The sequence below is a fragment of the Gordonia mangrovi genome (assembly GCF_024734075.1).
Taxonomy (GTDB): Bacteria; Actinomycetota; Actinomycetes; order Mycobacteriales; family Mycobacteriaceae; genus Gordonia; species Gordonia mangrovi.
The window spans coordinates 3,762,833-3,783,660 of record NZ_CP102850.1; the positions used below are offsets into that span (position 1 = coordinate 3,762,833).

19 protein-coding genes are annotated in these 20,828 nt (G+C 67.0%); 12 read left to right on the top strand and 7 right to left on the bottom strand.

Going from position 1 to position 20,828, the window contains the following annotated elements:
- The first annotated feature begins 23 nt into the window (after positions 1-23).
- Positions 24-1,301, top strand: a complete 1,278-nt coding sequence (locus NWF22_RS17115) for a cryptochrome/photolyase family protein (protein ID WP_160903359.1) — start codon at positions 24-26, stop codon at positions 1,299-1,301.
- Positions 1,302-1,308: 7 nt separating this feature from the next.
- Here NWF22_RS17115 and NWF22_RS17120 read toward each other — a convergent pair whose 3' ends face one another.
- The 3 genes from NWF22_RS17120 to NWF22_RS17130 all read right to left on the bottom strand — a co-directional run bounded on the left by NWF22_RS17120 (position 1,309) and on the right by NWF22_RS17130 (position 4,746).
- Positions 1,309-2,505 carry an ABC transporter permease gene (locus NWF22_RS17120; protein WP_160902906.1) on the bottom strand — a complete coding sequence of 399 codons (1,197 nt, stop codon included), beginning with the start codon at positions 2,503-2,505 and terminating at the stop codon, positions 1,309-1,311.
- Positions 2,502-3,407 carry an ABC transporter ATP-binding protein gene (locus NWF22_RS17125; protein WP_160902907.1) on the bottom strand — a complete coding sequence of 302 codons (906 nt, stop codon included), beginning with the start codon at positions 3,405-3,407 and terminating at the stop codon, positions 2,502-2,504. The genes NWF22_RS17120 and NWF22_RS17125 overlap by 4 nt, the downstream gene beginning before the upstream one ends.
- A gap of 229 nt (positions 3,408-3,636) precedes the next feature.
- Complete coding sequence (locus NWF22_RS17130) at positions 3,637-4,746, bottom strand: NAD(P)-binding domain-containing protein (RefSeq protein ID WP_160902908.1); 1,110 nt, start codon at positions 4,744-4,746, stop codon at positions 3,637-3,639.
- Between the two features lie 113 nt (positions 4,747-4,859).
- Between NWF22_RS17130 and NWF22_RS17135 the strand changes: the two genes are divergently transcribed.
- Complete coding sequence (locus NWF22_RS17135; protein ID WP_160902909.1) at positions 4,860-5,591, top strand: enoyl-CoA hydratase; 732 nt, start codon at positions 4,860-4,862, stop codon at positions 5,589-5,591.
- Positions 5,592-5,847: 256 nt separating this feature from the next.
- Positions 5,848-7,602 carry a purine-cytosine permease family protein gene (locus tag NWF22_RS17140; protein ID WP_160902910.1) on the top strand — a complete coding sequence of 585 codons (1,755 nt, stop codon included), beginning with the start codon at positions 5,848-5,850 and terminating at the stop codon, positions 7,600-7,602.
- Positions 7,603-7,641: 39 nt separating this feature from the next.
- Here NWF22_RS17140 and NWF22_RS17145 read toward each other — a convergent pair whose 3' ends face one another.
- Positions 7,642-8,265, bottom strand: a complete 624-nt coding sequence (locus tag NWF22_RS17145; RefSeq protein ID WP_160902911.1) for a TetR/AcrR family transcriptional regulator — start codon at positions 8,263-8,265, stop codon at positions 7,642-7,644.
- A gap of 193 nt (positions 8,266-8,458) precedes the next feature.
- On the opposite strand from NWF22_RS17145, the gene NWF22_RS17150 reads away from it, so the two are divergent.
- Genes NWF22_RS17150 through NWF22_RS17160 form a run of 3 tightly spaced genes read left to right on the top strand, consistent with a single transcriptional unit; the run spans position 8,459 to position 12,390 of the window.
- On the top strand, positions 8,459-9,634 hold the full coding sequence (locus NWF22_RS17150; RefSeq protein WP_373691930.1) for an MBL fold metallo-hydrolase: 1,176 nt from the start codon (positions 8,459-8,461) through the stop codon (positions 9,632-9,634).
- Positions 9,631-12,117: an HAD-IC family P-type ATPase gene (locus NWF22_RS17155; RefSeq protein WP_258321187.1), complete on the top strand. Its 2,487-nt coding sequence runs from the start codon at positions 9,631-9,633 to the stop codon at positions 12,115-12,117. The genes NWF22_RS17150 and NWF22_RS17155 overlap by 4 nt, the downstream gene beginning before the upstream one ends.
- A gap of 21 nt (positions 12,118-12,138) precedes the next feature.
- A complete protein-coding gene (locus NWF22_RS17160; protein ID WP_160902914.1) occupies positions 12,139-12,390 on the top strand; it encodes an antitoxin in 252 nt (83 codons plus the stop codon).
- Here NWF22_RS17160 and NWF22_RS17165 read toward each other — a convergent pair.
- Positions 12,278-13,006 carry a DNA-3-methyladenine glycosylase gene (locus NWF22_RS17165; protein ID WP_160902915.1) on the bottom strand — a complete coding sequence of 243 codons (729 nt, stop codon included), beginning with the start codon at positions 13,004-13,006 and terminating at the stop codon, positions 12,278-12,280. The genes NWF22_RS17160 and NWF22_RS17165 overlap by 113 nt on opposite strands.
- Here NWF22_RS17165 and NWF22_RS17170 point away from each other — a divergent pair.
- Together NWF22_RS17170 and NWF22_RS17175 are read left to right on the top strand one after the other, a co-directional pair.
- Positions 12,984-13,421 (top strand): type II toxin-antitoxin system Rv0910 family toxin, encoded by a 438-nt coding sequence (locus NWF22_RS17170; protein ID WP_160902916.1) that lies wholly within the window; start codon positions 12,984-12,986, stop codon positions 13,419-13,421. The genes NWF22_RS17165 and NWF22_RS17170 overlap by 23 nt on opposite strands.
- A gap of 132 nt (positions 13,422-13,553) precedes the next feature.
- Complete coding sequence (locus NWF22_RS17175) at positions 13,554-15,245, top strand: substrate-binding domain-containing protein (RefSeq protein ID WP_160902917.1); 1,692 nt, start codon at positions 13,554-13,556, stop codon at positions 15,243-15,245.
- A gap of 22 nt (positions 15,246-15,267) precedes the next feature.
- On the opposite strand, the gene NWF22_RS17180 is transcribed toward NWF22_RS17175, so the two are convergent.
- A complete protein-coding gene (locus NWF22_RS17180) occupies positions 15,268-16,158 on the bottom strand; it encodes a LysR substrate-binding domain-containing protein (protein ID WP_160902918.1) in 891 nt (296 codons plus the stop codon).
- 76 nt (positions 16,159-16,234) lie between these two features.
- Here NWF22_RS17180 and NWF22_RS17185 point away from each other — a divergent pair, with 76 nt between their 5' ends.
- The 4 genes from NWF22_RS17185 to NWF22_RS17200 are packed head-to-tail and all read left to right on the top strand — an operon-like array spanning position 16,235 to position 19,677.
- Positions 16,235-17,458: an acetyl-CoA C-acetyltransferase gene (locus NWF22_RS17185; RefSeq protein ID WP_160902919.1), complete on the top strand. Its 1,224-nt coding sequence runs from the start codon at positions 16,235-16,237 to the stop codon at positions 17,456-17,458.
- On the top strand, positions 17,455-18,225 hold the full coding sequence (gene pcaD / locus NWF22_RS17190; protein ID WP_160902920.1) for a 3-oxoadipate enol-lactonase: 771 nt from the start codon (positions 17,455-17,457) through the stop codon (positions 18,223-18,225). Before NWF22_RS17185 ends, pcaD begins: the two co-directional genes overlap by 4 nt.
- Complete coding sequence (locus NWF22_RS17195; protein WP_160902921.1) at positions 18,222-19,016, top strand: CoA transferase subunit A; 795 nt, start codon at positions 18,222-18,224, stop codon at positions 19,014-19,016. The genes pcaD and NWF22_RS17195 overlap by 4 nt, the downstream gene beginning before the upstream one ends.
- Positions 19,017-19,026: 10 nt before the next feature.
- A complete protein-coding gene (locus tag NWF22_RS17200; protein WP_160902922.1) occupies positions 19,027-19,677 on the top strand; it encodes a 3-oxoacid CoA-transferase subunit B in 651 nt (216 codons plus the stop codon).
- Positions 19,678-19,712: 35 nt separating this feature from the next.
- Here NWF22_RS17200 and NWF22_RS17205 read toward each other — a convergent pair whose 3' ends face one another.
- On the bottom strand, positions 19,713-20,765 hold the full coding sequence (locus NWF22_RS17205; RefSeq protein ID WP_160902923.1) for a class I SAM-dependent methyltransferase: 1,053 nt from the start codon (positions 20,763-20,765) through the stop codon (positions 19,713-19,715).
- Positions 20,766-20,828: the final 63 nt, after the last annotated feature.

The following is a 20,828-nucleotide window of genomic DNA, read 5'->3' on the forward strand; positions in this document are numbered from 1 at the left end:
CCGCTCAACCCTCGCTGCTGTGGCTGCGACGCGATCTGCGCCTGAGCGACCTGCCTCCGCTGATCGCGGCGAAGGAGTCCGGTGACGAGGTACTGATCTGTTTCGTCGTGGACCCGCGACTCGAGAAGTCGTCGGGTCCACGACGTTTGAGTTTTCTCTTCGACTCACTACGCGACCTCGACGATCAGCTGTCGGGGCGCCTGCTGGTGGTCCGAGGGCGACCCGACGAGGAGATACCGCGGCTCGCGCGGGCCATCGATGCGACGTCGGTACACGTCAGCGAGGATTACTCGCCGTTCGGGCGCAGACGCGATGCGGCGGTGGCCGACGCCTTGGGCGACACCCCGCTGGCGGCGGCGGGTTCGCCGTATCTGGTGTCGCCGGGACGGATCACCAAACCCGACGGCGACCCGTACAAGGTGTTCACGCCCTACTTCACACAGTGGCGGGCACACGGATGGCGAAAGCCCGCATCGTCGCCGGTGCCCGACGCGGATGTGGTGGACCCCAGCAGCATCACGCGCTCCGGCCGCATCTCAGTGCCCGCTGCGCCCACCGAACTGTCCCTGGCGGCGGGCGAGCGGGCCGCGACGCAGCGGTGGCGTGCCTTCGTCGACGACGACCTGTCCGGCTACGACAGTGACCGCGACCGCCCCGACCTCGACGTCACCAGCCGGATGTCGGCCCATCTCAAGTTCGGCAACATCCACCCGCGCACGATGGCCGCCGATCTCGGCAGATCGAAAGGCGCGCAAGCGTATCTGCGTGAGCTGGCGTTCCGGGACTTCTACGCCGACGTGCTGTACCACTGGCCGCGCAGCGCCTGGCACAACTGGAATGCGCAGTTCGACGACATCGAACTCGACAGCGACGAGGCGGCGTACCAGCGCTTCGATGCATGGAAAGAGGGGAGGACCGGGTTCGCGCTCGTCGACGCCGGGATGCGGCAACTGGCGCAGACCGGATTCATGCACAACCGGGTGCGCATGCTCACCGCGTCCTTCCTGGTGAAGGATCTGCACCTGCCGTGGTGGTGGGGCGCGCAGTGGTTTCTGGAGCAGCTGATCGACGGTGACATGGCCTCCAACCAGCACGGCTGGCAGTGGGCGGCGGGCACCGGAACCGATGCGGCACCGTACTTCCGGGTGTTCAACCCCGACACCCAAGCCAGCCGGTTCGATCCCGACAGCACGTACATCACGCGCTGGGTGCCGGAATACGGAACAGACGACTATCCCGAGCCGATGGTGGATCACCAGGCCGAACGCGCGGAGGCGCTGCGGCGTTTTCGGGAGATCTGACCGCCGGTCACCGCGCGAGGGACAGCGCTTCTCCCCACTTGATCCTGGTGCCGGTGCGCAGGATGGACCGCTGGTAGATCCGCGACGCGAACCAGGTGGCGGCGGCGCAGGCGAGGATCATCAGCACGAAGGTGACGACGATCTGCATCGTGGAGGTGTCGCCGGTCGCGATGCGAATCGGCATGAGGGCCGCGCTGAACGGCGGAATCCAGGTGAGGACCTGGATCAAGGTCGAATCCAGGGCTTGGATACCGAAGATGCCCGAGTACATCACCGCCATTGCCAGAATGGTCAACGGTGCCGAACTGGCGTTGAGTTCCTCCTGCCGGGAGACGAGCGCGCCGGTCGCGGCGTAGAGCGTCGCGAAGAACAGGAAGCCCAGGACGAACCACGCGATCACCGCGGCGAACATCCCGATGGCGGTGCCCTGGATGGTCAACAGCCCGGTGGCCATGCCGGCGATCAGCGCCGTGGCACCCAGCAGCAGCACCTGTGCCATCGCGATCGCGCCGATCCCGATGATCTTGCCCCACAGGAGATGGAGTGGCTTGATCGTGGCCAACAGCAATTCGACAACGCGAGAAGTCTTCTCCTCCACCACGCCGACGGCCACCATCGAGCCGCCCATCATGATCGCGGTGATGAGCAGGATCGTTCCGACGAGCGCGATGACGATGCGTTGTCCCTCGTCCGGGCGGTCGGCGGTCGTCTGTTCCACCGTGAGCGACGCGCGCGGCAGCGCCGATGGATCGACACCACGCTCGGCGAGGGCCTGGTCCAGTGCAGCCTGGTCGACCGCCGATCGCAGGATGCCGCCGAGCGTCGCAGTCAGCCCGCTGTCGGAGATCGCGACGAACTGCGCGTTCGGACCGACGACGAGCGCCGCGTCGAGGCCTCCGTCGGCCACCTGGCGTCGGGCATCGTCGGCTGTCGCCACCGGTTCCACGTCGACCGGATTGCCGGTCGCGTCGCCGAACTCCTCGATCATGCTCGACAACGCGGAGTCGCCGCCGACGACACCGACCCTGTCGGGTTCGGAATCGCCTGCCAGCGCCGACCATACGACGGCGCCGACGACGATCACCACCATCAGCAGCCCGGTGCTGATGAGAAACGATCGGGTCTTTGCACGGGTGACGATCTCACGCTCGGCGACCAGCCAGATCGATTGTGCGGCCGACGCCTGCGGGGCGGAGTTGGTCATGCGGAGACAGCCTCTCGGAACAGTTCGGTCAGGTCGGGAGTCGATTGGGCGAACCGGTGGACCGGTCCGGAACGCAGTGCGGCGGCGAGGATGGCCTGGTCGTCGGCGATCCCGGGATCGATACGCAACGACGTCAGGTTGTCGGCGATCCGGTAGTCGGCGGCCAGCACACCGGGCAGGCCGTCGGCCCACCGGGCGGAGGTCGGCGGTCCGGTGATCTCCAGGGTGATGCCGTCGCGGGCGCGCAGTTCGTCGACCCGCCCGAGTGCCCGCATCTGGCCGCGCGCCACGATGCCGACACGGTCGCACAGCCGTTGGACGAGGTCGAGCTGATGTGACGAGAAGATCACCGGTATCCCCTCGGCGGCTTTCTCTTTGAGGACGTCGCTCATCACGTCCACCGCCACCGGGTCGAGGCCCGAGAAGGGCTCGTCGAGGACGAGTACGCGAGGATCATGGACCAAGGCGGCGGCGAGCTGCACCCGTTGCTGGTTGCCCAGACTGAGGTCGCCCACATCGTCGCCGACCCGCTGGTCGACCCCGAGTCGGGTGGTCCAGCGTTCCACGCTCTCGCGTGCCGCCGTGGTGGACATGCCGTGGAGGCGAGCGAGGAAGACGAGTTGTTCGCCGACCTTCATCTTCGGATACAGGCCGCGTTCCTCCGGCATGTACCCGATCTGACGACGGGTGTGCAGATCGATCGGCTTGTCGCCGAGTGTCACCCTGCCTGCGTCGGCGGCGAGGACGCCCAGGACGATGCGCATCGTGGTGGACTTGCCGGCACCGTTGCTGCCGACGAATCCGAACAACTCGCCGGGCGACACCTGGAAGGTCATGTCCTGCAGGGCGACCAGGTCGCCGTAACGTTTGTGCAGTCCGTCGATGATCAACGGTTCGGTCATCGTGTGCTCCGTTCGGGGTCAGCAGAATCCGGGTAGCCGGTGAGGTCGAGGTCCGAGTTCCGTTGTGCCGCCTCGATCTCGTCGAGCGCCGACACTGTTGAATCGCAGGTGCCGCTTGGCGCGCCACAGATCGTAGCGGCGCCGGAGTTCCGGGGTGGCCTCCTGGGGGACGGCCGAGTTGGGGTCCCTCATCGTGCACCTCCCATGTCTGCACTCGTTGACTGTTCTGTCAAGAATTTGCGTCGGAGCGTTCGCTCGCGAGGATATCCGCGACATTGCGCGCGGCTTCTCGTCCAGCTCGATTCGCCCCGATCGTCGAGGCGGACGGTCCGTAGCCCAACAGCTGCACACGCGGTTCGTCGGCGACCGTGGTCGCCAGGCGGCCGGTCATGGTGATGCCGCCACCGGCGGACCGCAGACGCAGCGGAGCCAAGTGGTCCAACGAGCTGCGGAAGCCGGTGTTCCAGAAGATGACGTCGACGTCGAGATGATCGGTGCCGTCGGTGCCGCAGTCCCAACACACACCGGTGTCGGTGATCCGGGTGAACATCCGTCGCCACGCGAGGATGCCGTCGTCGCGGGCGGCCGCGATCGATGGGGTCAACGCCAACCCGGTCACCGACACCACCGATGTCGGCGGCAGACCGGCGCGCACCCGTTCCTCGACCCGGGCGACCGCGCGTCTGCCCTTCTCGGGGTCGAATGGAGTGTCGTCGAACACGGGTTCGCTGCGAGAACACCAGAACGTCTCGACACCGGGTGCGTTGCGGGCGATCTCGATCAGCAGCTGCACCGCCGAGATGCCGGCGCCCACCACCAGGACGCGGCGGCCGGCGAATTCGTCCGGCCCCACATAGTCATGGGTGTGGAGTTGTCGTCCGCGGAAGTCGGCGATGCCGGGCACATGCGGAACGAACGGCCGCTCCCAGGTGCCGGTGGCGTTGATGATGGCACGCGCGCCGATGACGGATCCGTCGTCGAGTGTCACGGTGAAGCCGTCGTCGGCGTAGTCGACCGTCCGCACGCTCACCGGGCGCCGGATGTTGAGCCCGAACCGCTGCTCGTATGTGCCGAAGTACTCGGGAACGGCGGTGGCGGCGGGGAAGGTGTCGCAGTCTCGACCGAGTGCCTCGATCAGGCCGAGACCGGGTAGATCGTGCACGCGGTTGGCCGAGGCGAGGGTCAGGGTGGGCCAACGAAACTGCCACGCACCGCCGGGGCCAGGCGCGTGATCGAGCAGCAGATACCGATCGCCGAGGCCGAATCGCTGCAGAAAGTAGGCAGCCGACAGGCCTGCCTGACCTCCTCCGATCACCACCACGTCGGTTCGGTCAGCCATGTCCACGGTGTTCAGTCTGGCATCGCGCTGCACCAGGCATCGGGCGTGGCCTGGCGTCGTATCCGGTGCCGTCCACCCGGATCGGATACCGGAGCATGGGTAGGCTTCGGCTCATGATCCACTCGTCTGCCACCGGGACCGTTGTGACCATCGAGTTGGACCGGATCGACAAACGCAACGCCCTCGACGAGCAGATGCTCACGGGACTGTCGGAGGCCTTCGCCGCGGCGGTCGATGCCGCGGCGCGGGCCATCGTGGTCACCGGGCGCGGAACGGTCTTCTGCGCGGGTGCCGATCTCTCCGGTCCCGTGTACGACCCCGGATTTCTGGACAAGCTGGTCGCCACGCTCCAGCAGATCGAGTCCACTCCGATCCCCGTCATCGCCGCGCTCAACGGCTCGGCGCTGGGAGCCGGTCTGCAACTCGCCATGGCAGCCGACCTGCGGGTAATGGCGCCCGACGCGATCGCCGGGATCCCGGCAGCCAAGCTCGGCGTCGCGGTCGACGAGTGGACCATCCGCCGTCTGGTGTCGCTGGTCGGCGCGGGTCAGGCGCGCGGCATGCTCATCGGGTGCGACCCGTTGTCGGCGGATAGGGCGCACGCCGTGGGGTTTGCCAACCGGATCGGTGATCTCACCGACGCTCAGCATTGGGCGTCGATCATCGCCGACCTCGCGCCGCTCACGCTGCAGCACTACAAGATGGTCCTCAACGCGGACGGTGCACGCACCGAGCCTGCCGCCGAACGACTCTCGGCGATGATGCGGGCATGGGAGAGCGCCGATCTCGCCGAAGGGCGCGCGGCACGTACCGAGAAACGCGCGCCGAAATTCTCCGGGCGGTAGTGGCGTGCGCCGAAGTCGCGCGCCCGTCAATCATTCGCGCGTGCGATATCACGCGCGAGTGATCGGTGACCGCGCGAACTCGGCGACGCCACCCCGCAATCCCCCCCACGACGGACATCCGGTGCGTCGAAGACCTTTCCGCGCCGCAGTTTTCACGGACGAAACATACCGATCAAGTGACCGAAACTGTCACTCCCTACGTTCAGCCAAGGCGTTGACCACTTCCGGTCGGTGCCGGGTCCGGTGAGGGAGAAGCATGTCGAGAGAATCGGAATTCACCGAGGACATCGGTGAGATCGAGAACGCGGAACACAGTATCGTCGCCACCGGCGCACAGGCGGCGGCCGCGCGCGAGACCCTGGAGGATTACACGCTTCGGTTCGCTCCACGCAGCTACCGCAAGTGGGGCCCCGGCGTCGTCGCGGTCTCCGCGCTCGGTGGCATCGCCTACCTCGCCGACTTCGCGATCGGCGCCACCGTCGGCATCGCCAACGGCACCGGCAACGCGCTGCTGGGCATCGGCTTCTTTGCGATTGTGATCATGCTGACCGGATTCCCGCTGTCCTACTACGCGGCACGGTTCAACATCGACCTCGACCTGGTCACCCGTGGAAGCGGATTCGGCTACTACGGGTCGGTGCTGACCAACGTGATCTTCGCGTCGTTCACCTTCATCTTCTTCGCACTCGAGGGTTCGATCATGGCCCAGGGCCTCGAACTCGGCCTGGGCATCCCGCTCTGGCTCGGGTACCTGTTGTCCTCGGTGCTGGTCATTCCGCTGGTCATCTACGGGATGAACACACTGGCCAAACTGCAGGTGTGGACCACCCCGCTGTGGTTGGTGATGATGGTCTTCCCGTTCGGCTACCTGGTGGTGCAGCACCCGGATGCGATCGACGACTTCCTGTCCTTCGGCGGAATGGACACCGCAACAGGGGAATCACTCAACCAGGGTGTCAACTTCGCCGGCGTGATGCTCACCGCCGGTGTATGTCTCTCGCTCATCGCGCAGATCGCCGAGCAGATCGACTACCTGCGCTTCATGCCACCCAAGACCCCGGAGAACAGCCGTCGCTGGTGGACCGCGGTGCTGACCGCCGGACCGGGCTGGGTGATCTTCGGTGCCATCAAGCAGGTCGTCGGTCTGTTCTTGGCGGTCTACCTCATGGTCTACCTGGCCGAGGAGGCCGGTGTGGCAAGCGAACCGGTGCACCAGTTCCTGGCGGTCTACGAAGAATTCATGCCGCACTGGCTGGCGATGACACTGGCGGTCATCCTGGTAGTGATCAGCCAGGTGAAGATCAACGTCACCAACGCCTACTCAGGATCGTTGGCCTGGACCAACAGCTTCACCCGCGTCACCAAGACCTACCCGGGTCGCCTGGTCTTCCTGGTGTTCAACGTCACCATCGCCATTGTGCTGATGGAGGCCAACATGTTCAGCTTCCTCGCCGAACTGCTGAACTTCTACGCCAACTGCGCGATCGCCTGGATCGTGACCGTCGCCACCGACATCGCGATCAACAAGTACCTGCTGAAGATCTCGCCGAAGAAACCCGAGTTCCGCCGCGGCATGCTCTACAACATCAACCCGGTCGGATTCGTCTCGGTGATCGTGTCGGCGACCGTCTCGATCATGGTGTACTTCCACGTCTTCGGCGACGCCATCCAGCCGTACTCCCCGCTGGTCGCATTGGTCCTGGCACTGGTGTTGCCGCCGATCATCGCCTTCGCCACGAAGGGTAAGTACTACCTGCGGCGCACCGACGACGGCATCGACATCCCGATGTACGACGAACACGGCAACCCGACCGACGTGAAACTCCTGTGCTGCGTCACCGGGATCGAGTTCGAGCGTCCGGACATGATCGCCTCGGCCGTGCCCGGACCCAACGGGGAGAAGCAGTACATCAGTTCGCTGGCGTTGTCGTGCGACAAGAGCGGCGAGCACGTGCTGCCGGCCCAACCGCCGGGAGTGCCCGCGCCGTCGGAGTCGGCGCGCCCGAGCTGAAACTGCCGCCGGACCGTCGGGTCGACGGTCCGGCGGCGGTCAGTCCTCGACGAAGTAGGCACTCATCGCGGTGACCATGAGTTCGATGATCTTCGCGATCGCGACGTCGTCCGAGGTGCTGAGATACGTCAGCGTGATGGTGTTCGTCGTCGCGATGATCACCGGACTGAGGTTGTCCACCGGTTCGGTCCAGCGGACCCCGGCGCGTTCGGCCGCGATCTCGAGGCCGCGAGCGGCCACCTCGTAGAGCCGCTGGTACATCTGCTTGCCCACGGCCTGCAGCTCGGCGTGATTGTGGGCGTAGATGCCGAGGGAGATCGTCGCCTGCATGCGCCCGGGGTCGGCCTTGAGCAACGAGTAGAAGGCCTCGAGGTGGGCTTGCATGTTCTTGCGCATCGCCTCGACGCCGCGGGCTTGGGGGTCGGCGGCCATCGGGAGGATCGCGTCGAGCATACGACTGATGTCCGACGGGACCGCGGTCTCCATCACCGCGCACAGCAGCGCCGTGCGGCTGTCGAACGCGTAGTGGAAACTCGCCAACGGCATGTTGGCGTGCGAACAGATCCGTCGGGTCGTCGCACCCTCCACGCCGTGGTCGGCGATGACCCGGTACGCGGCTTCGATCAACGCCGTCCGTCGTTGCTCGACTGACATCCGTGCCAAACCGCTAACCCCCCTGAGCGCCTGCGACCTGCGCATGCGCGGCGAACATATCCGACGAAGAATATCAGTGCAGATCGGACAGGGTGTGCCGGATGGTCCCAACAACGGGGGCCGGCGGGCTGTCCGCCGAACCCGGGACGGTGGTGGGCGGATCAACTCCATACACCGGGCGCGGCGGGATTACCCTGAGTCCGTGACCTCCACGATCGGCTCAGATCCTTCGGGCCTGGCGCGACGGGCCGCCACCACACTGTCCGCCGCCGGCCGATTCGCGGTGGAATCGGCGACCGGTTCGTTGGCCCGCAGCGGGCTGTCGGCAGCTCGGGCACTGGGTGCGGGCGCCGACGAGATCAGGGCGTTCACCCACGGCTCGCCGAATCTGCGTGACGGCGTGTTCCACAACCTCGACCACGAGCCGTCGCAGGTGGATGCCGATCTGCGCGTGGTGCTCGACATGGCGCGTCGTCCTGGTCGGCCGCGTCGTCCGGTTCCGGTGATGCCGCCCGACTTCGCTGACGATGTCACCGACCTGCAGATCACGTGGCTGGGCCACGCGTCGGTGCTCGTGGAACTCGACGGTGTGCGGGTGCTCACCGACCCCGTGCTGAGTCGCCGCTGCTCGCCGTCGCAGACCGTGGGCCCGGCCCGGATGCACTCGGCGCCGGTCACCGTCGCCGACCTCCCACCCATCGACGTGGTGCTGATCAGTCACGACCACTACGACCACCTCGACATGGCGACCGTCGTCGACCTCGCGCTCGCACACCCCGGCGCGCGGTTCGTCGCACCGATCGGGGTGGGCGCACACCTCATCGCCTGGGGTGTGTCCGCCGGCCGGATCGACCAGGCCGACTGGTGGGGTGAGGTCACGGTGTCGACGGCAGACCGCGACATCACCTTCACCTGCTGTCCGGCCCGGCACTTCTCCGGTCGTTCCCTGTCCCGCAACCTCGCGCTGTGGGGGAGTTGGGTGATGGCCGGCCCGGTGCACCGGGTCTTCTTCTCCGGTGACACCGGCTTCTCGGAGCACTTCGAGGAGGTCGCGGCCCGGCTCGGCCCGGTCGACGCCTCGCTGACCGCGGTCGGTGCCTACGACCCGGTGTGGCCCGACGTACATGTCACACCCGAGGAGGCGGTGGTGGTGCACCGGATGCTCGCCCGCGATCGTGAGTCGGTGATGATCCCGATCCACTGGGGCACCTTCAACCTGGCCCGCCATTCCTGGGTGGATCCGATCGCGCGGCTCCTGCCCGCGGCCGCCGCCAATCCCACCGACGTGCTGGTTCCACCGCCGGGCGGCACCGTCCACCTGGTGCACCGCACCGGATCCGGACTCGAGATGCCGCATTGGTGGGAGAAGACGGCGTGACGCAGGTCTCGACCGAGACCGCCGGCAACCCCGGCTTGACCGCTGCCGAGGTCGCGAGCCGGATCGCGGCCGGACAGGTCAACGACCGCCCCGACCGCTCCGGGCGCACAGTGGTCGACATCGTTCGAGCCAACGTCCTCACGCGCATCAACGCCATCCTCGGCGTGCTGTTCGTGATCGTGGCGTCGACCGGTTCGCTGATCAACGGCTTGTTCGGGCTGCTGATCGTGGCCAACAGCAGCGTCGGGATCATCCAGGAGCTCCGGGCCAAGCGGACGTTGGACAGATTGGCCATCGTCGGTCAGGCCCGGCCCGTCGTGCGACGTGACGGCGAATCGATCGACGTGCCCCCCGACGAGGTGGTGCTCGACGACATCATCGAGATCGGGCCCGGCGACCAGATCGTCGTCGACGGTGAAGTGGTCGAGGCGCTGGCGCTCGACGTCGACGAATCGCTGCTGACCGGGGAGGCCGATGCGGTGGACAAAGCATCCGGCGACACGATCCTGTCCGGCAGTTTCGTGGTGGCCGGCGCCGGCGCCTACCGCGCCACCAAGGTCGGCGCGGACGCATATGCGGCGCAATTGGCCGCAGAGGCGTCGAAGTTCACGTTGGTGTCCTCGGAACTGCGCTCGGGTATCGACCAGATTCTCAAGGTGATCACCTGGTTGTTGATCCCGGCCGGCGTCCTGACCATCATCAATCAGCTGTTCATCAGCGACAGCGGTATCCGTGCCTCACTGCTCGGCATGGTGGCCGCCCTCGTGCCGATGGTGCCCGAGGGACTGGTGCTGATGACGTCGATCGCCTTCGCGGTGGGCGTGGTCCGGCTCGGTCAACGGCAGTGCCTCGTCAACGAGTTGCCTGCGATCGAGGGCCTGGCCCGGGTGAACGTGGTCTGCGCCGACAAGACCGGCACGCTGACCGAGAACGGCATGCGGCTCGCCGGTGTCCAGCTCACCGGAGACGAGGCAGCCGCTGACGTCGACCGCGTCCTGGCCGCGCTTGCGGCACACGATCCGCGTCCCAACGCGAGTATCCAGGCCCTCGCCGAGGCCTACCCCGATCCACCGAACTGGTCGATGAGTGCGCTGGAACCGTTCACCTCGGCGAAGAAGTGGAGCGGGATGTCGTTTCGCGACGACGCCACGGACTCCGACATGGGCAACTGGCTGATCGGCGCGCCCGACGTGCTGCTCGACCCGGACAGCGCGGCCGCGACCGATGCCGCAGACCTCGGCGTGCAGGGCCTGCGTGTGCTGCTGTTGGCGCGCACCGACGTGGCCGTGACGACATCCCCGCCGAGCGGTCGGGTGGCGCCGGGAACCGTGACGCCGGTCGCGCTCGTGGTGCTCGAACAACGCGTCCGGTCCGATGCCCGAGACACACTCGAGTACTTTGCCGGGCAGCGGGTGCACGTGAAGGTGATCTCCGGCGACAACGCGGCATCGGTGGGTGCGGTCGCCGCCTCGCTCGGACTCGGCAGCCCGGAGACGTCGGTGGACGCACGATCGCTGCCCACCGACACCGACCAACTCGCCGACGTCGTCGAGCGCGGCGTCACCTTCGGGCGGGTACGGCCCGATCAGAAACGGGCGATGGTCGCTGCGTTGCAGTCGCGCGGGGACACCGTGGCCATGACCGGTGACGGTGTCAACGACGTGCTGGCGCTCAAGGACGCCGACATCGGCGTGGCGATGGGATCGGGGAGCTCGGCAGCGCGATCGGTCGCCCAGATCGTCCTGCTCGACAACAAGTTCGCCACCCTCCCGTACGTGGTGGCCGAGGGCCGGCGAGTGATCGGCAACATCGAACGCGTCTCCAATCTGTTTCTCACCAAGACGGTGTATGCCGTGCTGCTGGCCCTGTTCGTGGGATTGGCCGGTGTGTGTGGTGAGGTCTTCGGATTCGGGTCGATCAGCTACCCGTTCCAGCCGATCCACGTCACCATCTCGGCGTGGTTCACCATCGGGATACCGGCGTTCGTACTGTCGCTGGCACCCAACACCGAGCGCGCGCGGACCGGATTCGTCCGACGGGTCCTGGCGCAGGCGGTACCCAACGGGATCATCGTCGGAGTCGCCACCTTCACGACGTACATCATCGTCAATCCGGGTGGCAACGAGATGGCTGTCGGAGCCAAGGACTCGATCGACTTCACTCCAGAACAGACCCAGGCCGCCACCGCGGCACTGATCACCCTGCTGATCGTGGCCCTCTACGTCCTCGCGGTGGTGGCTCGCCCCTACAACTGGTGGAAGGTGGTGCTGCTGGCGGTGTCGGCGGGCGCCTACGTCGTGATCTTCACCTGGTCGTGGACGCAGGATCTCTTCCGGCTCGACTCGTCCAACCTGCAGATGGTCACCGTGGCGGTCGTGGTGGGCGCCGGCGGTGTCGCCGCCGTCGAAGCGGTGTCACGGGTGGTGCCCAGGTTCATCGTGGTTCGGGACGCACAGGCCTCGTATCCGGCAGTTGGTCATTAGTGTCCCGCTAGGGTGGGAAACATGGATCTCAAAGGACTCGTGGACAAGGCCAAGAACACGCTGCGGGGCAACCCGCATCTCATCGACAAGGGCGGCTCGTACGTCGACAAGGCGACCGGCGGAAAGTACGCCGGCCACGTCGACAAGGCGCAGGATGCGGTCAAGAAGGCCGTCGGCGCCGAGTCGTCGGACGCCCCGAAGACTCAGCAGCCCCAGCAGAATCCGGGCCAGCAGGAATCCGGCCGGCAGGGTGAGAATCCGCCGCAGACGTGAGAGCTGACTCCGTCGTGACGTCGGCGTCAGCGGCGCGCGGGTGGCGCCGGTAGGCCGACACCGATGGATCTCCGACGATCCAGAATCGCCATGCGACATCGGCGGCCAGCCGCACCCCAACCCGTGGACCGGCGGCGGTGTGGACGCCGCCGAGTTGCGGCGCCACGTCGAGGCAGACCGGTCGGGCGTCATCGAGATGGCTGTCGAGGTCGGCCATGGTGATCCCCAGGGCGCGGGTCAGATTGCCCGGCCCACGGCCCAGCGCGGCGTCGTTCTTGGCGGTGGGACGTCGCTCCCGCGCCGTGCGGAGGCCATCGATGATCTCCCCGGCGCGGATCAGCACCGCCGCCCCCTGCTCGGTGGGGCCGGTCACCACATTGGCGCAGAAATGGCCGTGGATGCGGTAGACGTACAAGCGTCCCGGCGGCCCGTACATGATCTCGGAGCGCGGCGTGCGCCGATAGCCGTGCGACGCCGGGTCGTCGCGGCCCCCGTACGCCTCGACCTCCGTGATGCGGGCCGCGGCTCCGTGGCCGATAAGAACGGTGCCCAGGAGGGCTCGGGCATTGCGGCTGACGCTAGGCTCACTGACCATGGCCAAGACGAGTGACTCCATCGAGTTGGACTTGTCCGTCGAGGATACCTGGGCGGCGGCATCGGATCTGTCGAGGTTTTCCGAGTGGATGCTGTTGCACGACGGATGGCGTTCACCATTGCCGAGCCCCGGCGAACTCGGTGCAGGCGTCAACCTCGCGTCGGTGGTGAAGGTCAAAGGCACCCGGGTCCGGTTCGATTGGCTCATCGAGACCTATCAGCCGTTCGAGCAGGTCCGGCTGAAAGGCAACGGCAAAGGTGGTGTGAAGGCCAAGCTCGATCTCGGCATCCTTCCCACCGATGCTGGTTCGGCAGTAACGTTCACAGTCGATCTGGGTGGTTTGCCGCTGATCGGTCCCGCAGGCAAGGCGGCGGCCATGGCGGTATCCGGGGATCTGCGCAAGTCGCTGATGACATTTCGCGCGGTTTTCGGCTGATCTGCCGCGTGTTCGGCTGATTGACAAAGGGGGGACGGCGTGGGTCGTCATAGTTCAGACGACGATGGACCTCGGTCGCAGGGGGCGGGCCGGCTGAACCAACTGTCTGCACCACGCACCGGTCCGATCGACATGCCGGCCAGCGGTCCGTTGCCGGCGTCCGACCGCCGACCGTCCGCCGACGACGGGTTCGGGTTCGAGCATCGACGGTCGTCGTCGGGACGTCGCGGGGGCTTGATCTGGGGGATCGCAGCGCTGGTCGTGGTGGTCGCGTTGGTCACCGGGTTCGTCCTGTGGCGCACCGGCGCGGTCGGGTGTGGGGACCGCACGTCGGTGGCGGTTGCCTCGGACCCGGCGATGACCAGCGCATTGCAGTCGGTCGCGCAGCAGGCATCGGAGAACTCCTGTTTCGACTATCAGGTCGACGGCGTGGCCGGTGCGGAGGTGCCCGGCCAGCTGACCAGTGGCGATCAAGCGCCCGACCTGTGGGTGGCGGATTCACAGATCCAGGCCCGCCGAGTGGTCACCCAGGTGCGGCGAGATCTGAATCTGGTCGCCCCGTCGATCGCCACCTCACCGACGGTCGTCGTCGGCAAGGACGTCCCCGAGTTGAACAACTGGGTCGACGTGATGAAACTCCCCGACCTGCGAACCGGTAGCCCCATCGACACCAGTACCGGTGACGCGCCCATCGTCGGCGCACTGACCGAGGTCGATGCAGGCGAGCTGACCGAGGACGAACTGACCTCGGCGATGACGGTGCTCGCGGTCCAGCAGAACAACGCACGCCTGGAGAACGACAGCGACGGTGCTCGACTGAACCTCGCAAACGCCACGGGTGTTCCGGTGGTCACCACCGAGCAGCAGTATCTGCTGTACATGCGGACGCACAGCGATGCGGGACTGTCGGCATCGGTGCCCTCGGACGGCACCGTGATGCTCGACTATCCGATGGTCAACACGGCGAGCGCCGCTCGGCAGGACACCGCTGCCGAGGCCGGTCAGGCCCTGCTGGACCGACTCTCCTCCGAGGATGGCCTCGCCGCTCTGAACGGGTCGGGCTATCGGAATCCGGAGGGCGACCCGCTGCCCGACGGTGCCGGGGTCGGTCAGGTGCAGCGGCTGCAACTCGATGACCCGTCGCAGGTCGACACGGCGATCCGGCAGTGGCAGGTGCTCGGTGTGCCGATCCGCACGCTGGTCGTGCAGGACACATCCGGATCGATGGCTGCGCCGGCCGGTGACACCACCCGGGCCGAACTGCTGATCGACGCGTCCATGACGGGCCTGAAGCTGTTCCCCAACAACGCCTCGATCGGTGGCTGGGCGTTCGGCATCGACAAGGGCGGACCCGACCAGGACTGGAAGTGGATGTCGCCGATTCGTCGGCTCGACGCCACCGCTGCCGGTGGCGGCACTCATCGCGACCAGTTGGGTCGCGCCGTGCAGCGAGGTCTCGCGCCATCCCAGCTCGGTGGCGGCACCGGACTCTACGACACCACGCTGGCCGCGTTCACCGAGGTGCAGAACACCTACGACCCGAACTACTCGAACTCGGTGATCATCATGACCGACGGTCAGAACGAGGACCCGAACAGCATCAGCCTCAACGAGCTGCTGGCGGAACTCAAGCGCCTCGAGGACCCGGCTCGACCCGTGCTGATCCTGACCATCGGCATCTCCGACGATGCCGACACCGACGCACTCGCGCAGATAGCCGAGGCGACTCCCGGCGGGTCCACCTACGTCGCCGAGACCCCCGAGGACATTCAGAACGTGTTCGTCGACGCCATTCAGGCGCGCGTGGCGGCCGCCGGACGCTGAATTCAGGCGCTGGGCACTGAACTCAGGCGCTGGTCGCGACGCGGCGGAGCACGGCGAGCGCGTGCTCGATGGCCGGGGACGGCTCGTCGGCGAGCCGGGCCACCGCCAGGTCCACGCTCGGCGCGTCGGGCTTCAGGGGGAGATAGCGGACACCGGCGATGCCCAACGCCGCCGTCGGTTCCGGGACCACCGCGACACCGAGTCCCGCTGCGACGAGGGTGACCAGCGTCGAGGTCTCGGCAACCTCGTGGCGGATGCGCGGCACGAATCCAGCGCCGGCGCAGATCGTCGCGAGGACCCCGTTCATCACCGATCGGCCATGACCGACGTGGGCGATGAACTCGGCGTCGCGCAGGTCCTCCGCGCGTACACCCTCGGCAGATCCGATCGGTGCACCCTCGGGCACCGCGACGAACAGCCGGTCCTGGCGGACGATGTCGACCACCAGGTCGGTGCTGCCGACGGGCGGTCGTAGGAGTGCGAGGTCGATCTCGCCGGTGGCCAGCGCCGCCAACTGGGCCGGTGCCAGCATCTCGCCGTGCACGCTGACCTCCAGGTCGGGCAGTTGTTCGCCCAGTGCCCGCACAAACCGCGGCAACAACGAATAGGTTGCCGACCCGACACAGCCGACAGCGAGGGTGCCCGCGCGGCCCTCCGCGACCCGTTGCGCCTGGATCCCGGCGACGTCAACGGCATCCAGGATCGACTCCACGCGTTCCAGATACGCCTGTCCGGCCGGGGTCAGTTCCACCCGCCGGGTAGACCGGACCAGCAACGTCACCCCGAGTTCGGCCTCGAGTTGCCTGATCTGTTGGGACAGCGGCGGCTGAGCGATGTGCAGGCGTTCTGCGGCACGGCCGAAGTGGAGTTCCTCGGCGACCGCGCGAAAGTACCGGAGATGGCGCAGCTCCATGATTAAGACTCTACGCATATCACTGGGCGCGAAATCGATACTTCTCAATATCGTCGCAGGTTCCTATCGTGGTCGTATGAGCTCCGGAACCGACATCGTCATCTGTTCGCCAGTGCGCACACCCGTCGGACGTATGGGCGGCGCCCTCGCCCCGCTGACGGTGACCGACCTGGCCACGGGGTTGTTGCGGGAACTCGCTGCGCGCACCGGACTCGGGGAAGGGGACATCGACGATGTGGTCCTGGGTCAGGGGTACGCCGGCGGCGAGTCCCCGGCAATCGGTCGGATCGCGGCGCTGGACGCCGGCCTGGGCGTCGGGGTGCCCGGTATGCAGGTCGACCGCCGATGCGGGTCCGGACTGCAGGCGGTGCTGAACGGGGCGTCGCAGATCGCCACCGGCGGCGCCCGGCTGGTGATCGCCGGCGGGGCCGAGTCGATGTCCAACGTCGAGCACTACGCGCTCGGTCTGCGCACCGGAGTGCGGCAGGGCGGCGTCGAGCTGATGGACCGTCTCGACCGGGGGCGGCTGACCGCCGGCGGGCACAGTCATCCGATACCCGGCGGCATGATCGAGACCGCCGAGAATCTTCGCCTGCGTTACGGACTCGGACGTGCTGAACAGGACGAACTCGCGGTGCGTTCGCATGAGCGCGCCATCGCTGCGCACGAGGCCGGCCGCTTCGCAGACGAACTCGTTTCCGTGACGGTGCCCGGCCGCCGGGGTAAGCCGGACGTCGTCGTCGACCGTGACGAGCATCCCCGCGCCGATGCCACCGTCGCATCAATGGCGAAGCTGCGGCCTATCCGGGCCAAGATCGATCCGGAGTCAACGGTCACCGCCGGCAACGCATCCGGCCAGAACGACGGCGCCGCCATGTGTGTCGTCACCACCCGGGACGAAGCGCTGCACCGCGGACTCGATCCGGTTCTCGCACTGCGTTCCTGGGCGGTCACCGGCTGCGAGCCGGAGGCGATGGGCATCGGCCCGGTGAGTGCCACCGCGGCCGCCCTCGACCGAGCCGGCCTCACCCTCGACGAGATCGACCTCATCGAACTCAACGAGGCGTTCGCCGCTCAGGTGCTCGCCGTGCTGGCCGAATGGAAACTCGACGCCGACGACGAGCGACTGAACCCCAACGGTTCCGGCATCTCGCTCGGACACCCGATCGGCGCCACCGGGGCGCGGATTCTCGCCACCGCAGCACACGAGGCGCGCCGCCGCGACGCGCGCCACGTACTGGAGACGATGTGTATCGGCGGCGGGCAGGGACTGGCAGCGATCTTCGAGGTGGTCAAGTGAGTGCGGTGGAGGTCGAACACGTCGTCACGGGGCGCGCCGACGGACCCGTCGTGGTGTTGTCCAACTCGCTGGGCGCCACCTATCGCATGTGGGATGCACAGCTGGCCGCACTCGAAGAGCGGTTCCGCGTCGTCCGCTACAACACGCGCGGACACGGCGCGTCGCCGGTTCCGGCCGGCCCCTACACCATCGACGATCTCGCCGATGATGTTGTCGCACTGCTGGACCGACTCGGCGTCGCGCGTGCACACCTCATCGGTCTGTCCCTCGGCGGGATGACCGCGATGCGTCTGGCGGTGCGCAACCCCGAACGGGTCGACCGGCTCGCGTTGCTGTGCACCGGAGCCCAGCTCACCCCGTCGTCGGCGTGGACCGACCGTGCGGACACCGTACGCGCACAGGGCACAGGCGCCGTCGCCGAAGCCGTTGTGCAACGGTGGTTCACCCCGGCCTACCTCGCTGCGAACCCGGACTCCCGCCACCACCACGAGGCGATGATCGCCGCCACGTCCGCCGACGGGTACGCCGGTTGCTGCGAGGCGATCGCGGTCATGGACCAGCGCGACGATCTGGCCACCATCACGGCGCCCACCCTGGCCGTCGCCGGCGCCGACGACCCGGCAACTCCGCCGCCGAAGCTCGCCGAGATCGCCGAGAACGTCAAGGACGGCCGACTGCTGGTCGTCGAGCACGCGGCGCACCTGGCCAACGCCGAACAACCCGAGATCATCACTCCCGCACTCATCGAACATCTGGAGCAGGCATGAGTATCGACAAGGTGGCCGCCTCGGCCGCAGCATCCGTCGCCGACATCCCCGACGGCGCCAGTCTCGCCGTCGGCGGATTCGGTCTCGCCGGAATCCCGTGGTTCCTGATCGAGGCACTGCTCGATCAGGGCGCCGGCAATCTCACCATCGTGTCCAACAACTGCGGCGTGGACGGCGCGGGACTCGGACTGCTGCTGGAGGCACGAAAGATCGACAAGGTCATCGCCTCCTACATCGGCGAGAACAAAGAGTTCGGCCGGCAGTTCCTCGCCGGCGAGGTGACCGTGGAACTCACGCCGCAGGGCACCTTGGCCGAACGGATGCGGGCCGGTGGCAGTGGGATCGGCGCCTTCTACACCCCGACCGGTGTCGGCACCCTCGTCGCCGAAGGTGGGTTGCCGTGGCGCTACCACCCTGACGGCAGCGTCGCACTGGCGTCACCGCCGAAGGAGGTGCGGACCTTCAACGGTCAGGACATGGTGCTCGAGGAGGCCATCGTCACCGACTACGCGCTGATTCGTGCCGCTGTTGTCGACAAGGCCGGCAATTGCAAGTTCCATGCCGCCGCAAGAAATTTCAACCCTCCGGCGGCGATGTCGGGGCGCACCACGATCGTCGAGGCCGAGAAGGTCGTCGAGGTCGGCGAGCTCGCGCCCGAGGACATTCATCTGCCGGGCATCTTCGTCAAGCGGGTCGTCGAGCTGACGCCGGAACAGGCTGCCCGCAAAGAGATCGAGCAGCGCACCACCCGTGTGCGGCCCACCGTCGACACCGAGCCGGCTCTCACCTAGGAGGAGCACCATGACCTGGACACGCCCTGAGATGGCTGCGCGAGCCGCACAGGAGTTGCGCCGCGGAGACTATGTGAACCTGGGGATCGGTCTCCCGACGATGATCCCCGACCATCTGCCGGATGACTCCGGCATCACCCTGCACGCCGAGAACGGCATCCTCGGCGTCGGGCCGTACCCCTACGACGACCAGGTGGACCCGGATCTCATCAATGCCGGCAAGCAGACGGTGACCGTGTTGCCGGGTGCCTCCTTCTTCGACTCCGCAACGAGTTTCGCGATGATCCGCGGCGGACACGTCGACGTCGCCGTCCTCGGCGGGATGCAGGTGGCCGCCAACGGCGACCTCGCCAACTGGATGGTGCCCGGCGCCATGGTCAAGGGCATCGGCGGTGCCATGGATCTGGTCAACGGGGCCGGCCAGGTGATCGTGCTGATGGAGCACACCACCAAGAAGGGCGACCCGAAACTCGTCGCCGAGTGCTCACTGCCGCTCACCGGTAGGTCCGTCGTCAGCCGGGTGATCACCGATCTCGGTGTATTCGACGTGACCGGAGCAGGTTTTGACGTGGTGGAGCTGGCCCCGGGCGTCACTCTCGCCGACGCCGAGGCCGTAACCGGCGCCCCGCTCGCCGACCGGACTGCCGCTCCCGTCGACTGACCGCAGCGCAGCATCCGCTGGTCGGGTGCGGGCAGTCAGGGCCGCGCCTCGAAGATCAGGTTGAAGGGTGTCTCGGTCGCGCGCCGGAAGGTCGTGAAACCGCCATCATCGACCATCACCTTCCGCAGGGCCTGCTCGCCGGCCTGCGCGCCCAGCGCCGGTCCACCCCGTGCCACCGACACCGGAACACAGACCATCGAGGATGCCGCGTACATGAGGCGGCCCACCGGATTCAGGTTCTCCGCTGTGCTGTCGCCCGCGAACGGTTCGACGAGCATGCAGTGGCCATCGGGTTTCAGCGCGGCTCTCGCATGTCGAGCTGCACCAGATGGATCGGCCATGTCATGCAAGCAGTCGAAGAACGCGATGAGGTCAAAGTCGTCTCCGCCGTACGTCGTGGCGTCGGCCACCTCGAAAGTCGTATTACCGACACCTGCTTCCGACGCCCGTTCCCGTGCGGTCTCGATCGACGGACCGTGGTAGTCGATGCCGACGAACTGAGAATTCGGGAAGGCCTGTGCCATGAGGACGGTACTTGCGCCGTGTCCACAGCCGACGTCCGCCACCCGAGCGCCGGCGGTGAGCTTGTCGACCACACCATCGAGGGCGGGGAGCCACGACGAGATCAGGTTCGCGTTGTATCCGCCCCTGAAAAATCGCTCGGTGCCGTCGAACAGACATTCATGGTGCTCACCCCACTCCGTCCCGGTGCCGGTTCGGAAGTTCTCCAGAGCACGCTCACGCACGTGGAAGAGATCTTGAACGACCTCATAGGCGCCGGGCAGATCGACCGGACCGTTCGGATCGGCGAGACACAGGGCCTGTTCCTCGTTCAAGAAGTACTCGTCGCTGGTCGCGTCGTACTCGACGTAGCCGCCGGCGGCCTGATTCGCCAACCACTCGCGTATATAGCGCTCGTTCGTCCCGGTCTTGATCGCGAGCTCCTCGGCTGACCATCGGTTCCCGGCGAGCGTCTTGTACAAACCGAGTTCGTCGCCGATCAACACCAGCACCGCACTCGCCGACGCGCCGAGGTCTCCGATTGCCTTGCCAAGAAATGCATTGAGTCTGTCTTCTGTAACTGTCATCGCCAGCTCCTTTTGCCCATCGCGGTATCCACAGCAGAGCTTGCGGGTCAGCCAGTGTCGATT